General features: G+C 63.4%; 11 protein-coding genes. 5 read left to right on the forward strand and 6 right to left on the reverse strand.

The annotated features are described in order from the left end of the window. The first annotated feature begins 116 nt into the window (after positions 1-116). Complete coding sequence (gene arcD / locus LU684_RS13240; protein WP_023046962.1) at positions 117-1,544, forward strand: arginine-ornithine antiporter; 1,428 nt, start codon at positions 117-119, stop codon at positions 1,542-1,544. On the opposite strand, the gene LU684_RS13245 is transcribed toward arcD, so the two are convergent. The 6 genes from LU684_RS13245 to gap form a co-directional block, all read right to left on the reverse strand. Further along, positions 1,524-1,937 carry a YbaN family protein gene (locus LU684_RS13245; protein WP_016485083.1) on the reverse strand — a complete coding sequence of 138 codons (414 nt, stop codon included), beginning with the start codon at positions 1,935-1,937 and terminating at the stop codon, positions 1,524-1,526. The two genes, arcD and LU684_RS13245, sit on opposite strands and share 21 nt — an antisense overlap. A gap of 54 nt (positions 1,938-1,991) precedes the next feature. Beyond that, a complete protein-coding gene (locus tag LU684_RS13250) occupies positions 1,992-2,585 on the reverse strand; it encodes a biliverdin-producing heme oxygenase (RefSeq protein ID WP_016485084.1) in 594 nt (197 codons plus the stop codon). A gap of 202 nt (positions 2,586-2,787) precedes the next feature. Further along, a complete protein-coding gene (locus LU684_RS13255; protein WP_232894717.1) occupies positions 2,788-5,376 on the reverse strand; it encodes a TonB-dependent receptor in 2,589 nt (862 codons plus the stop codon). Positions 5,377-5,502: 126 nt separating this feature from the next. Beyond that, complete coding sequence (locus LU684_RS13260; RefSeq protein WP_232894718.1) at positions 5,503-6,465, reverse strand: FecR family protein; 963 nt, start codon at positions 6,463-6,465, stop codon at positions 5,503-5,505. A gap of 88 nt (positions 6,466-6,553) precedes the next feature. Further along, a complete protein-coding gene (locus tag LU684_RS13265; protein ID WP_003255059.1) occupies positions 6,554-7,066 on the reverse strand; it encodes an RNA polymerase sigma factor in 513 nt (170 codons plus the stop codon). Positions 7,067-7,447: 381 nt separating this feature from the next. Then, positions 7,448-8,449, reverse strand: a complete 1,002-nt coding sequence (gene gap, locus LU684_RS13270) for a type I glyceraldehyde-3-phosphate dehydrogenase (RefSeq protein ID WP_016485087.1) — start codon at positions 8,447-8,449, stop codon at positions 7,448-7,450. A 264-nt stretch (positions 8,450-8,713) separates the two neighbouring features. On the opposite strand from gap, the gene edd reads away from it, so the two are divergent. The 4 genes from edd (at position 8,714) to LU684_RS13290 (ending at position 13,789) form a co-directional block, all read left to right on the forward strand. After that, entirely contained in the window at positions 8,714-10,540 is a 1,827-nt protein-coding gene (edd, locus tag LU684_RS13275) for a phosphogluconate dehydratase (protein ID WP_016485088.1), read from the forward strand. Beyond that, on the forward strand, positions 10,537-11,499 hold the full coding sequence (locus LU684_RS13280; RefSeq protein ID WP_060517591.1) for a glucokinase: 963 nt from the start codon (positions 10,537-10,539) through the stop codon (positions 11,497-11,499). Before edd ends, LU684_RS13280 begins: the two co-directional genes overlap by 4 nt. Positions 11,500-11,628: 129 nt before the next feature. Further along, positions 11,629-12,354 carry a two-component system response regulator GltR gene (gltR, locus tag LU684_RS13285; RefSeq protein WP_016485090.1) on the forward strand — a complete coding sequence of 242 codons (726 nt, stop codon included), beginning with the start codon at positions 11,629-11,631 and terminating at the stop codon, positions 12,352-12,354. Further along, the gene (locus LU684_RS13290; protein ID WP_016485091.1) at positions 12,335-13,789 is read left to right on the forward strand and encodes an ATP-binding protein; all 1,455 of its coding nucleotides are present in this window, start codon (positions 12,335-12,337) and stop codon (positions 13,787-13,789) included. Before gltR ends, LU684_RS13290 begins: the two co-directional genes overlap by 20 nt. The last annotated feature ends 50 nt before the right edge of the window (positions 13,790-13,839 follow it).

A 13,839-nucleotide genomic window follows, 5' to 3' on the forward strand; every position in this document is an offset into this window, starting at 1 on the left:
AGACAATGCAGTTATGAGTGCTATAGCTTGATTGGCCTGTTCCATTATAAGTAACCACTCATATATGGCCGGCGAGGCTGTTTCAATGGTATGACAGCGCGAAAAATGGGGGATGCATGAGCGAACCGGGACAGAAGCTGCGCCTGGGCGCGCTGATCGCGCTGGTGGTCGGCTCGATGATCGGTGGCGGGATCTTCTCGCTGCCGCAGAATATGGCAGCGCGTGCCGATGTCGGGGCGGTGCTGATCGGCTGGTGCATCACCGCCGTTGGCATGCTGGCCCTGGCGTTTGTGTTCCAGACCCTGGCCAACCGCAAGCCGGAACTGGACTCCGGGGTATACGCCTATGCCAAGGCGGGTTTCGGCGACTACATGGGCTTCTCTTCGGCCTGGGGCTACTGGATCAGCGCCTGGCTGGGCAATGTCGGCTATTTCGTACTGCTGTTCAGCACCCTGGGCTTCTACTTTCCGGTATTCGGTGAAGGCAATACGCCGATCGCCATCGGCTGTGCCTCGCTGCTGCTGTGGTCGGTGCATTTTCTGGTGCTGCGCGGCATCAAGGAGGCCGCGTTCATCAACCAGGTGACCACCGTGGCCAAGGTGGTGCCGCTGCTGATGTTCGTGGTGATTGCGGCGTTCGCCTTTCGTGCCGATATCTTCACCCGTGACATCTGGGGCATGAGCAACCCGCAGTTCGGCGGCGTGCTGGAGCAGGTGCGCAACATGATGCTGGTGACGGTATTCGTGTTCATCGGCATCGAAGGCGCCAGTGTGTACTCCGGCCGCGCCGCGCGCCGCTCGGATGTGGGCAAGGCCACCGTCATCGGGTTTCTCGGTGTGCTGGCGCTGCTGGTGCTGGTCAACGTGCTGTCGCTGGGGGTGATGACCCAGCCGGAACTGGCCGGGTTGCAGAACCCGTCGCTGGCCTCGGTGCTGGAGCACATCGTCGGCCCTTGGGGTGCCTTGCTGATCAGCCTCGGGCTGGCGGTTTCGCTGCTGGGTGCGTTGCTGTCGTGGGCGCTGCTGTGTGCCGAGATCCTGTTCGCCACGGCACGGGACAAGACCATGCCGCGCTTTCTGGCCAAGGAAAACGCCAACCATGTGCCCGCTAACGCCCTGTGGCTGACCAACTGCATGATCCAGGGCTTCCTGCTGATTACGCTGTTCTCTGCCGGTACCTACACCAGCCTGATCTACCTGGCCTCGTCGATGATCCTGGTACCCTACCTGTGGTCGGCGGCGTATGCCTTGCTGCTGGCGGTACGGGCAGAAACCTATACCGGGCAGCCGGGGTTGCGGCGCAAGGATTTGCTGGTAGCGCTGGTTGCCTTGCTGTATGCCGTGTGGCTGTTGTATGCCGGCGGGCTCAAGTACCTGCTGCTGTCGGCGCTGCTGTATGCCCCCGGCGTGATCCTGTTTGCCAGGGCCAAGCATGAGCAGGGCCAGGCGTTGTTCACCACTTGGGAAAAGCTGATTTTCGCCGCAGTGCTGGCGGGCGCAGGGCTTGCGGCCTACGCCCTGTATTCAGGGTTGCTGAGCTTGTGACGGGGCGGGGCAGGCGTGCTCCGGGCGTGACCAGATCCACAGGTTGCCCAGGGTCATGCCGCCGATTGCCAGAAACACCGGCCAGTGGTGTTGCAGAAACGTCAGCATCAGCCCCGCACACAGCAGCATGCTGATGGTGGCGCTGACCTTGGCACGGCGCTGGATCACCTTGCCATTGCGCCAGTTGTAAAGGATTGGCCCGAACAGCCGGTGGTTCTCCAGCCAGGCAGAAAGGCGCGGCGAACTGCGGGTCGCCGCCCAGGCGGCCAGCAGGATGAATTCGGTGGTCGGCAAGCCGGGAATGACGATCGCGACCAAGCCCACCCCCAGGCTCACGTAGGCCAGGATTCCGTACAACAGGCGGGCGATCTTCGAGCGGGCAGGTCGGGTCATGGTCTCACTGCAAAAAGCGGTTTGGCCACCGGTAGGGTGGCCGGATTCGGCGTATCAGACCAGCGCGGTATCCGCAGCATAGGCATGTTTGAGCAGCTCGGTGAACCGCTCGAAGGCGGCCACTGCACCGCGCTCGGCAGCGGCTTCCTCCTCAGCCGACAGCTCAAGGCTATCGAGGATGCGAGTGAACTGTTTCCAGCCCTCGGCACGGCCACCGGCCGGCTCACCCAGGTGGCGGGCACCAAAGCTGTCAGACAGTTCCAGGGCCACGGCACGCTTGATCAGAAACGCAGCGCCCAGTTTGGAGCCTTCAGAGACGAAGATCCAGCCCATTGCCTCGCCCAGGCTCGGGTTGACCAGGGCGCCCGGCACGGCGGCTGGCACTTCGGTGTCCAGGTCTGCGAGGTCCAGGCGTGCCTGCTCGGCACGGCAGCGCTCGGCCAGATCGGGAACGATGGCGATCAGCTGCGGATCGTTGTACAGGGCTTGCAGCTCGGACTGGAACAGGTACTGGGCAACGACGAAGCGGGCGAAGCTTTCGCGGCTGTCGAAAGGCGCGTGGGATTTGACCAGGGCATCCAGCTCTGCGTGCGGGGCGTGGGTGATCTGGTTCAGGCGCTGGGAGCGCAGGGCTGGGCGTTCGGTCATGGGGGCAGTCCTTGGAAAGAGGGGCGTTTAGATACAAGACGAAACAGCGGCGGCGGGACAGTAAAAAAACTGGGTTGTAGTGTTGTCTGTACCGGCCTCTTCGCGGGCACGCCGCTCCCACAGGTTCAACGCAGGCCGTGGACCTATGATGTTTCTGTGGGAGCGGGCGCGCCCGCGAAGGGGCCGGTACAGGCGTAAGGGATCAGATATCCCAAACCACATTGATACCGAAGTTGCGCCCCGGCATGGTCAGGCGGTCGATGTTGGCTGGCTGGGTCACAGCCGCTTCACCCTGGCCGTCGTAGCTGCGCACCGAATCCCACTGCCAGTACTTCTTGTCGGTGAGGTTGTACAGGCCGGCGTTGATGGTCACGTCGTCGGTGACCTTGTAGTAGCCGGTCAGGTCCAGCACACCGTAGCCCGGGGTGCGGAACTTCGAGCTCGCACCATCTGGCGAGTAGAAGCTGGAGTCGTCGACGCGGGTCTTGCGCTTGACCAGTGTCCAGCTCAGCAGGCCACCGTAGTTCTGCTGCTCGTAACCGAGGCCAAACACGCCCTTCAGTGGGTTGACGGTGTTCAGCGGCTCACCGGTGTCGTCGTTACGGCCATAGGTGTAGGCAATCGAACCCTGGGTATACAGGCCTTGCGGCGCGCCGAAGCGGTCGAGGTTCAGGCGGCCCTTGACCTCGGCACCCTTGATGGTGGCGTGCTTGATGTTGTTGGCCTGGAAGGTTTGTTCCAGGTTGGCGCTTTGCACCGCATCTTCGTCGATGAAGTCGCGGTACTTGTTGTAGAACACCGCCACGTCGAAGTTACCCGCGTCGAAGTTGCCACGCAGGCCGGTTTCGTAGCTCTTGCTCTTTTCCGGTTCCAGGCCTGGGTTGCCTTCTACGCGATAACCTTCCTCAAGGTTCACGAATTTCCCGTACATGGACTTGGCGGTCGGGGTGCGGAAGCCTTCGGCATACTGACCATACCAGGTGTAGTTGTCGTTGAAGGCGTAGGTCAGGCCGAACTTGGGCGAGACGCGGTGCCACTTCTTGTCCGAGTCGTCCTGGGAGGTGGGCGCTGTGCCGGTGGACTCCAGGCCACGCAAGAATTCGTCGGTGAACTTGGGTTCCATGCGCGTGTAGTCGTAGCGCGCGCCGGGCATGAAGGTCCAGTTATTCCAGCGGATCTCGTCCTGCACGAACAGGCTGTAGGTGTTCACGGTCGGGTCCGGGAAGTCACTGACCAGAACCTGGCCGTCTGCCGGGCGTTCGGCGCCGGCGGCGGAGCAACCGGAGCCCACGGCCAGGCAGGTGCCCGTGCCGCTGCGCGAGCCAGTGATTTTCTCGTGCTTGATGGTGGTGCCATAGGTCAGCAGGTGGTCGGTGGCGCCGATGCTGAAGGCCTTGTCCAGCTGGGCATCGAATACCCACTGGCGGTCTTTGTAGGTCGTGTCACGCGTGCGCAGTACCTGGCGGCCAGGCGGTGCGTAGACTTCTTCGGTGTGCTGGTCGGTCTTGGCGATCTGGTAGTTGAGGCTCCACTGGACGTGGTCAGCGACCAGCGAATCCAGGCCAAACTCATGGTTGATGCCATAGCGCTCGCGGGTAATGGTGTCGTTGCCACTGCGCGCCTTGTAATAGCCCATGCCACCAAAGCCCGGAATGAACGGCCCGCCCACCGCGCTGAGGATGTTCTGGTCGCGGTCATCCTTGTAGCGCTCGTAGGTGAAGCCCAGGCGGGCGTCGTCGTCGTAGTTCCAGCCAAGCTTGGCCAGCACGTTGGTGGTGCGCACGTCCATCGGGTTGGCTTCGGTGCGCGACAGGCCGGCACCGCTGTGGCCGCCATGGGTTTCGGTCTCGTGGCCGTTGCGCTGGCTCAGGTGCAGCAGGCCATCGAAATCACCCTCGCGGCCGGCGACGGTGGCGGAGGTGAGCCAGCTTTCGTCGGCCGAGCTGTAGCCGGTCTTCAACCGTGCACCCACGTCCTTCCCGGGCTTGATGATGTCGTCGGGGTCGAGGGTGAAGTAGCTCACAGCACCGCCGATGGCGTTACTGCCGTACAGCACCGAGGCCGGACCGCGGAGGATTTCCACACGCTTGACGATTTCCGGGTCGACGTAGTTGCGTTGGGTCTGTGCATAGGGGCCGTAGAAGAAGCTGTCCGGGATCGACACACCGTCGACCTGGGTGAGGATCCGCTCGCCGTCGATACCACGGATGTTGTAGCCGTTCAGGCCGCTGCGCTGGCCGGTACCGGCCACCGACACACCCGGCTCGTAGCGCACCAGGTCCTGGATGCTGTTGACGTTCTGCCGGTCCAGTTGCTCGCGGGTCTGTACGCTGACAGTGCTCGGCACCTGGCTGACGTCCTGGGCGCTACGTGTGGCGCTGACGGTCACCTGTTGCAGGGCGATCACGTTGCCGCCGGTCTGACGTTCGAGGATCACGTTGCCGTTGCTGATCTTGCGAAAACCCAGCCCGGTACCCTGCAGCAGGCGCTTGAGGGCGGCATCTGCTGGCAGCGAGCCTTGCACGCCCGGCGAAGCCACGCCGTCAGCCAGCTCGGCGCTGAAACCGACCTGCCAGCCGGTGACCTGGCTGAAGGCATTGATCGCCGATACCAGCGGTTGCTGGCCGATGCTGAAGCGGTAATCACCCATACGCGGGCTACTGGCGCGGGCCGGTTCGGCGGCCAGCACCGGCAGGCTGCAGGCACCGCTGGCGAGCAGGGCCAGGGTCAACAGGGACAGTTGCCCGGTTCGGCGGGGAAGGGTGTACGAGCGGGTAGGACCAGTGGACATCGAAAGCGCTCCCTGATGCGCGGACTGTTATAGGTGATTGCTGTTCTCGTTTTCAAACAAGAATCAGTTGCATTGGCTATAACGAGACGGGCGGGGCAGGGCGATCGCGTAAAAATAATTTCGGGGTCAGTTCAGAATCACCAGCGCAGGGTACTCATGCAGCTGTGCCGAGGTGATGTGGGCCAGTGCGCGCAGGGTTTCCAACGGCTGGTCAAGGCGGTAGTTGCCGGTGACTGCAACGTCTTCCAGCTGCGCATTGCGGTTGATGATCCAGCCTGGGTAGTAGCGACGCACTTCAGCCAGTACCTGGCTGAGCGGGCAGTTCTCGAACACTAGGCGGCCGTCGACCCAGGCCAGGTCCTTTTGCAAGTCGGCGCGTTGGCGCTGGCCGAAGCCTTGGGGGCCGACGCTGATGCTATCCCCGGCACTCAGGCGAATGCGTTGGTCGCGTGCCCCTTGCAGGTCGACATCGCCGCGTTGTACCCGTACCTGGGCCTCGCCGTCGAGGTAGCGCACGGCAAAGTCGGTATCGCGCACCTGTGCGCGCAACGGCCCGGCCTCTACCTCAAGTGGCAGCTGTGCGCCGTCGGGTATCTGGAAGTAGGCCTCACCCTGCAGCAGGCGGGCGATCTGGCGGCCGTCACGGTGGTCGCTGGCAAATGCCGAGTTGGTGTTGAGCAGGACTTTTGCGCCGTCTTCCAGTTGCAGGCGCTGGCGCTCGCCCACCACGGTCAGGTGGTCGGCCTGCAAGCGTGTGGGCAGGTTGCCGACGGTGAACAGCCCGACCAGCAGCACTGCTGCGGTGGCCAGGGGTTTCCAGTGGCTGCGCAGGCGCCCGCGCCATGAGCGGCGTTGCTGCTGGTGCATCTGCGTGGCTGCCTGGTGCAACGGTATACCGTTCCACAGCGCCTCTGCTTCGACATAGGCCTCGGCGTTTTCCGGCGCAGCGCTCAGCCAGGCTTCAAAAGCCAGGGTGTCCTCGGTATTGGCGCATTGCAGGCGCACCAGCCAGTCCAGCGCCTCGTCCATGGCACGCGCACGGGCACTAGGCCCGGCAGGTGACGGGCGAGGGGCAGGGCTGTCGGTCACGGTAAATCCTTGAATGGTTTTTTGCGAATGATCAAGGCTAAGACGGGGTGTGGCAAGGGCTTTGCGTCGCCGTTCGCCGGCGGTCAGCTTACTTGAGGCGTTCGGCAACACCCATGCAGATCGCCATGATCAGTTTCAGTTCCTTTTGCACCGTACTGGGCGAAACACTGAGTTGTTCGGCAATTTCCAGGTAGGTGGCGCCGTGCAGGCGGCTGAGGATGAAAATGCGCTGCTGGCGTTCACTCAGCTGGTTGAGGCTGACGCTCAGGTGCTTGAGCAGTTGCTCGGCATGGGCGGCATCCTCGCTGCTGGTGGCGGGGGCGGCCACGCTGTGCAGCACTTCGTCGGGCACGTCGTCGACCAGCATGCGCGCCTGTACCCGGCGTGCGCGCAAGTGGTCCAGTGCCAGGTTGCGCGCGGTCTGGAACACGAACGGCTCGATGTGCTCGATGGGCCGTTCGCCCAGGGCGCGCGACACCCGCAGGTAGGTTTCCTGCAGCAGGTCTTCGGCCGTGCTGGGGTTGCCGACCATGCGCTGCAAGGTGCGCAACAGGGTAAGGCGCTGGACGAGGAAGACGGAGTTGAACCGGGACTGACTCACAGGGGGACCTGGCCGACGAAAGTTTAATGATAATGCTTATCATCTTCCCTGTTGGTCAAGTGTGGATGTGTTAGGAAATGGTAAAGATTGTGAGTGACGTGTGTATGGCGATGGATATCCTGTGCTTTTGAGATCGAGCGCCGCCCGCGCGGCGCTTCGCGGGACAAGCCCGCTCCCACATTTGTTTCGGGCCAGTCATGCCTGTGCAATTAGCGCGCGTACCCCTTGGTGCACGACGCGACATCGAAGGGGACAAACAAGGGACCGCGCGCCATGGATCAGGATTGATTGGCCCGAAACAAACGTAGGAGCGAGCGCAGCTCGCGATGCGCCGCGCGGGCGGCGCTCGATCTCATAAGCGATGAAGATGCTGTGTCCGGCTCAACGGGCCTGGCACAACGCCAGGCAGTTATCCAGCATGCGGTTGCTGAACGCCCACTCGTTGTCATACCACGCCAGCACCTTGAGCATGCGCCCGTTGGCCCGGGTATGGTTGGCATCGAAAATCGACGACAGCGGGTTGTGGTTGAAATCGCAGGAAACCAATGGCAACGCGTTGTAGCCCAATACCTTGGAATGCCTGCTGGCTTCAAGGAACAGCTGGTTGACCTGCTCGGCCGTGGCCTCGCGCTTGAGGTTGACGGTGAGGTCCACCAGCGACACGTTGATCACCGGTACCCGCACTGCCATGCCGGTCAGCTTGCCCGCCAGCTCCGGCAGCACAAGGCCCACGGCTTCGGCGGCGCCGGTCTTGCTGGGGATCATCGACTGCGTGGCCGACCGCGCCCGGTACGGGTCGCTGTGGTACATGTCGGTCAGCACCTGGTCGTTGGTATAGGCGTGAATGGTGGTCATCAGGCCTTGCTCGATGCCGAACTCGCGGTGCAGCACCTGGGCGATCGGCGCCAGGCAGTTGGTGGTGCAGGAGGCGTTGGAAATGACCTGATGCGAGGCCCGCAGGATGTCATGGTTGACCCCGTAGACCACGGTGGCATCGGCGCCTTTGGCCGGCGCCGAGACAATCACCTTGCCCGCCCCGGCGGTCAGGTGGGCAGCGGCTTTGGCGCGGTCGGTGAACAGCCCTGTGCACTCGAACACCACGTCGATCGCTTCGGCCTTCCAGGGCAGGTCGGCCGGGTTGCGGATGGCACTGACGGCGATACGGTCACCATTGACCGTGAGGCTTTCGTGGTCGGCCTCGACTGTGGCCTCGAACGTGCCATGCACGCTGTCGTATTTGAGCAGGTGGGCATTCATGGCGCTGTCGCCCAGGTCGTTGATGGCGACGACCTGCAGGTCCTGGCGGTAGCCTTGGGTATACAGTGCGCGCAGGACGTTGCGCCCGATGCGGCCGAATCCATTGATCGCGATGCGTAGGGTCATGGCAGTACCTCTGGCAGTCCGAGTGAAACCTGTGGCAAAAAGGAGCTTCACTGAAACGGTTTTGTTGTTGGAATTACAAGATTATTCACTGGCTGATAGAAAACAAGCCTTTTTAGTGGCAGTATTTTGTTTAAACATACAACGAGTGGTTGGGCGTTGTGCCTCCACCGATGCAGCAGGCTCCTTGCCTTGAGCCTAGGCCGCAATCGTTTGGAGGGGAAATGCCCGGTAAACCGCCCTTACAATTAGCCTGGAGTCCAGTACATGCATCCGCGCATCCTTGAGGTCACCCAACGGCTGATCGACCGCAGCCGTGCCACCCGCGAACGCTACCTGCAACTGATTCGCGGCGCGGCCAGTGAAGGCCCCATGCGTGCCAGCCTGCAGTGTGCCAACTTCGCCCATGGCGTGGCCGGTTGCGGCAGCGAGGACAAGCAGACTCTGCGCTTGATGAACGCGGCCAACGTGGCCATCGTCTCGGCTTATAACGACATGCTGTCTGCCCACCAGCCGTATCTGCACTTCCCGGAGCAGATCAAGCAGGCCCTGCGCGAGGTCGGTTCGGTCGGCCAGTTCGCCGGCGGCGTGCCGGCCATGTGCGACGGCGTGACCCAGGGTGAGCCGGGCATGGAGCTGGCCATCGCCAGCCGTGAAGTGATTGCCATGTCCACGGCGGTCGCGTTGTCGCACAACATGTTCGATGCCGCGCTGATGCTGGGCATCTGCGACAAGATTGTCCCAGGCCTGATGATGGGGGCGCTGCGTTTCGGCCACCTGCCGACCATCTTCGTGCCGGGCGGGCCGATGGTTTCCGGCATTTCCAACAAGCAGAAGGCCGACGTGCGCCAGCGCTATGCGGAAGGCAAGGCCAGCCGTGAAGAGCTGCTGGAGTCGGAGATGAACTCCTATCACAGCCCGGGTACCTGCACCTTCTACGGCACCGCCAACACCAACCAGTTGGTGATGGAGGTGATGGGCCTGCACCTGCCGGGCGCCTCGTTCGTCAACCCGTACACCCCGCTGCGCGACGCACTTACAGCGCACGCCGCGCAGCAGGTGACGCGCATGACCAAGGCCAGCGGCAGTTTCATGCCGCTGGGCGAAATCGTCGACGAAAAGGCACTGGTCAACTCCATCGTTGCCCTGCACGCCACGGGCGGCTCGACCAACCACACCCTGCACATCCCGGCGATTGCCCAGGCAGCAGGTATCCAGCTGACCTGGCAGGACATGGCCGACCTCTCCGAAGTGGTGCCGACCCTGTCCCACGTCTACCCCAATGGCAAGGCCGACATCAATCACTTCCAGGCCGCCGGGGGCATGGCCTTCCTGATCCGCGAACTGCTGGATGCCGGGCTGCTGCACGAAGACGTCAACACCGTGGCCGGCCCCGGCCTGCGCCGCTACACCCAGGAGCCGTTCCTCGACAATGGCAAGCTGGTGTGGCGCGAGGGGCCGCAACAAAGCCTGGACGAAAGCATCCTGCGCCCGGTGGCGCGGCCATTCTCGGCTGAAGGCGGCCTGCGGGTGATGGAAGGCAACCTGGGCCGTGGCGTGATGAAGGTTTCCGCCGTCGCCCCCGAACATCAGGTGGTCGAGGCCCCCGCGCTGGTGTTCCATGACCAGCAGTCGCTCGCCGACGCGTTCAAGGCCGGTGAGCTGGAGCGTGACTTTGTTGCCGTGGTGCGCTTCCAGGGCCCACGTTGCAACGGCATGCCCGAACTGCACAAGCTCACGCCCTTCCTCGGTGTTTTGCAGGACCGAGGCTACAAGGTGGCGCTGGTTACCGACGGGCGCATGTCCGGCGCCTCGGGCAAGATCCCGGCGGCCATCCACGTTTGCCCCGAGGCTTATGATGGCGGCCCGCTGGCGCGCGTGCGCGATGGTGATATCGTGCGGGTCGATGGTGTCGAAGGCACACTGCGGGTAATGGTATCGGCCGAAGAACTGGCCAGCCGCGACCTGCCGCCGGTGCCCCAGGGCAATGACCTGGGTTGCGGGCGTGAGCTGTTCGGCTTCATGCGCATGGCGTTCAGCCCGGCAGAGCAGGGCGCGAGTGCCTTTACCTCGGCCCTGGAGAACCTTAAATGAAAGACCTGCTGGTTGGCGACATTGGCGGCACCAATGCCCGTTTTGCGTTGTGGCGTGACAACCAGCTGCATGAGGTAAACGTTTTTGCCACTGCGGACTACACCAGCCCGGAGCAGGCCATCGAGGCTTACCTCGAAGGCCAGGGCATAGCCCGCGGCGGCTTGGCGGCTGTATGCCTGGCGGTAGCCGGGCCGGTCGATGGCGATGAATTTCGCTTTACCAACAACCATTGGCGTTTGAGCCGTACGGCTTTTTGCAAGACCTTGCAGGTCGACCGGTTGTTGCTGATCAACGATTTTACCGCCATGGCGCTGGGCATGACCCGCCTGCGCGATGGGGAATTTCGCGAGGTGTGCCCTGGTCAGGCTGACCCTTCGCGGCCTGCGTTGGTGATCGGGCCGGGCACTGGCCTGGGCGTGGGCTCGTTGCTGCGCCTTGGCGAACAGCACTGGCAGGCCTTGCCGGGGGAGGGCGGGCATGTCGACCTGCCGGTGGGCAATGCGCGCGAAGCGGCCATCCATCAGCAGATCCACGGCCAGATCGGCCATGTCAGTGCCGAGACCGTGCTCAGCGGTGGTGGCCTGGTGCGGCTGTACCAGGCGATCTGTGCGCTGGATGGCGACACACCCCGACACAAGACCCCGGCACAGATTACCGAAGCCGCGCTGGGCGGTGAGCCAAGGGCGCTGGCGGTGGTCGAGCAGTTCTGCCGGTTCCTTGGGCGCGTGGCGGGTAACAACGTGCTCACGCTGGGCGCGCGAGGCGGGGTCTATATTGTCGGCGGCGTCATTCCCCGCTTTGCCGAACTGTTCCTGCGTAGCGGGTTTGCCGCGAGTTTTGCCGACAAGGGCTGCATGAGTGGCTATTTCGCTGGCGTGCCTGTGTGGCTGGTAACCGCAGAGTTTTCCGGCTTGCTGGGCTCCGGTGTGGCCTTGCAGCAGGCCTTGGACCACAGATAAGTGTAAAGGGCCGCTGATAGTTCCGGCACAGCGCGGTCCCTGTAGGAGCGGCCTTGTGCCGCGATGGGGCGCGAAGCGGCCCCAATAACAGGCAACCAAGACCTGTAACTAACAAGAGGAAGGACCACCTTGAGCACTGCCGGCAAATCGATCCTGATGGTCGACGACGACCAGGAAATCCGCGAACTGCTGCAAACCTACCTGAGCCGCTCCGGCTTCCAGGTGCATGCCGAAGCCGATGGAAAGGGCTTTCGCCGCGCCCTGGAAACCACCCCCTGCGACCTGGTCATCCTCGACGTCATGCTGCCCGACGAAGACGGTTTCAGCCTGTGCCGCTGGGTACGCCAGCACCCGCGCCAGGCGCGGGTGCCCATTATCATGCTCACCGCCAGCTCCGACGAAGCCGACCGTGTCATCGGCCTGGAACTGGGCGCTGACGACTACCTGGGCAAACCGTTCAGCCCTCGCGAGCTGCAAGCGCGGATCAAGGCCTTGTTGCGCCGCGCCGAGTTCGGCCTGTCGGCGCCAGGCAGCGCGGTGCTGGCCTTCGACGACTGGCGGCTGGACACGGTCAGTCACCGTCTGTTCCATCACGACGGTGAAGAGGTGATTCTGTCTGGTGCCGACTTCGCCCTGCTCAAACTGTTCCTCGACCATCCGCAGCAGATTCTCGACCGCGACACCATCGGCAACGCCACCCGTGGCCGCGAGCCAATGCCGCTGGACCGCATCGTCGACATGGCGGTCAGCCGCCTGCGTCAGCGCCTGCGCGATACCGACAAGCCCCCCCGGCTGATCCGCACGGTGCGCGGCAGTGGCTACCTGTTGGCGGCACATGTCTGCAGTGCGCCCTGAGCGGCGCTGGCGCCTGCTGCCGCGCTCACTGCTGGGGCGCATGCTGCTGCTGACCTTGCTGGTAGTGCTCTTGGCCCAAGGCTTGTCGAGCATCATCTGGGTGGCCCAGTTGCGTGCCAGCCAACTGCAGGGTCTGCGTGCGAGCGCCAGCAGCCTGGCCCATTCGATGAGCGCCAGTGTCAGTTACTTCCGCTCGTTGCCGGTGGCCTATCGGCCCATGGTGCTCGACCAGTTGCGCAGCATGGGCGGCACGCGCTTTTTCGTCTCGCTCAACGTCAAGCCGCTGGACATGCCGGTGCTGCCCATCACTGCACGCAAGCAGGCGGTGATCGAGGTATTCCAGCAGGTACTGCACGAGCGACTGGGTTCGCAAATGGACATTTCTGTCGAATTCGTCGGGCCTGACGACCTGCGCATTTTCAACAGCGGCCTGAAACTCGACGAGCTGCCACGCTCCTGGGCGCATTACTCATTGACACTGGAGCCGCTCAACCCGCCGGTGCTGGTGACGCAGATTCGCCTGGACGAGGGCGAGTGGCTGTACATTGCCTCGCTGCTGCCCGAGCCCTATACCAGCCTTGAGGCCGAACGCCTGCCACGGCAGCAGATCGGTTTCATCGTGCTCACCACAGCCTTGCTGCTGTTGTTCATCGGGTTGTTGGTGCACTGGCAGAGCTGGCCGCTCAAGCGCCTGGCGCGCGCTGCCCGGGAGATGTCGCTGGGTGCCGATGTGGCGCCGGTGGTTGAAGGAGGGGGGAGCGAAGTGGTGGAAGTCAGCCGGGCATTCAACAGCATGCGCGAGCGCATCAGCCGCTACCTGACCGAGCGTAGCCAGCTATTCAGTGCCATCTCCCACGACCTGCGCACGCCGATCACCCGCCTGCGTCTGCGTGTCGAACTGCTGGAGGACGAGCGCCTGCAGGCCAAGTTCAGCCAGGATCTGGACGAGCTTGAGCTATTGGTCAAAGGGGCGTTGCAGTGCGTGAAGGACACCGATATCCACGAAAACATCGAGCCGGTCGACCTTAACCATGTGCTGGAGATTCTGGCAGAGCCTTATCTGCGTGATGGCCGCATCACGGTCGACGGCCGGGCGCTGGCGCCTTACCCAGGCAAGCCGCTGGCGCTGCGACGCTGCATCGGCAACCTGGTCGACAACGCCATCAAGTACGGCGAGCAGGCGCGGCTGCGCATCATCGACAGTGCCGAAGGTTTTGTGCTGCAGGTGGACGACCAGGGGCCGGGCGTACCGCAGCAGCAGCTTGAGCAAGTGTTCGAGCCGCATTTTCGGCTGGCCGGACAGCAGCAGGGCTATGGGCTGGGATTGGGGATTGCGCGCAACATTGCCCACAGCCACGGCGGCGAGGTGAGCTTGCTCAACCTGCGCGAAGGCGGGTTGCGGGTGACCCTGTATCTGCCGCGGGGACAGGACTGAGTGGTTGGTGGTGGCAGTTCGGGCCCTATCGCCGGCAAGCCAGCCCCCAC

The sequence above is a fragment of the Pseudomonas sp. NMI542_15 genome (genome assembly GCF_021283425.1).
GTDB lineage: Bacteria > Pseudomonadota > Gammaproteobacteria > Pseudomonadales > Pseudomonadaceae > Aquipseudomonas > Aquipseudomonas fortuita.

Excerpts from the sequence above, each read along its gene's own strand:
- gap (WP_016485087.1), bottom strand. The coding sequence starts at position 8,449 with ATGACCCTACGCATCGCGATCAATGGATTCGGCCGCATCGGGCGCAAC.
- LU684_RS13255 (WP_232894717.1), bottom strand. The coding sequence starts at position 5,376 with ATGTCCACTGGTCCTACCCGCTCGTACACCCTTCCCCGCCGAACCGGG.
- LU684_RS13245 (WP_016485083.1), bottom strand. The coding sequence starts at position 1,937 with ATGACCCGACCTGCCCGCTCGAAGATCGCCCGCCTGTTGTACGGAATC.
- LU684_RS13280 (WP_060517591.1), top strand. The coding sequence starts at position 10,537 with ATGAAAGACCTGCTGGTTGGCGACATTGGCGGCACCAATGCCCGTTTT.
- LU684_RS13250 (WP_016485084.1), bottom strand. The coding sequence starts at position 2,585 with ATGACCGAACGCCCAGCCCTGCGCTCCCAGCGCCTGAACCAGATCACC.
- arcD (WP_023046962.1), top strand. The coding sequence starts at position 117 with ATGAGCGAACCGGGACAGAAGCTGCGCCTGGGCGCGCTGATCGCGCTG.
- LU684_RS13290 (WP_016485091.1), top strand. The coding sequence starts at position 12,335 with ATGTCTGCAGTGCGCCCTGAGCGGCGCTGGCGCCTGCTGCCGCGCTCA.
- edd (WP_016485088.1), top strand. The coding sequence starts at position 8,714 with ATGCATCCGCGCATCCTTGAGGTCACCCAACGGCTGATCGACCGCAGC.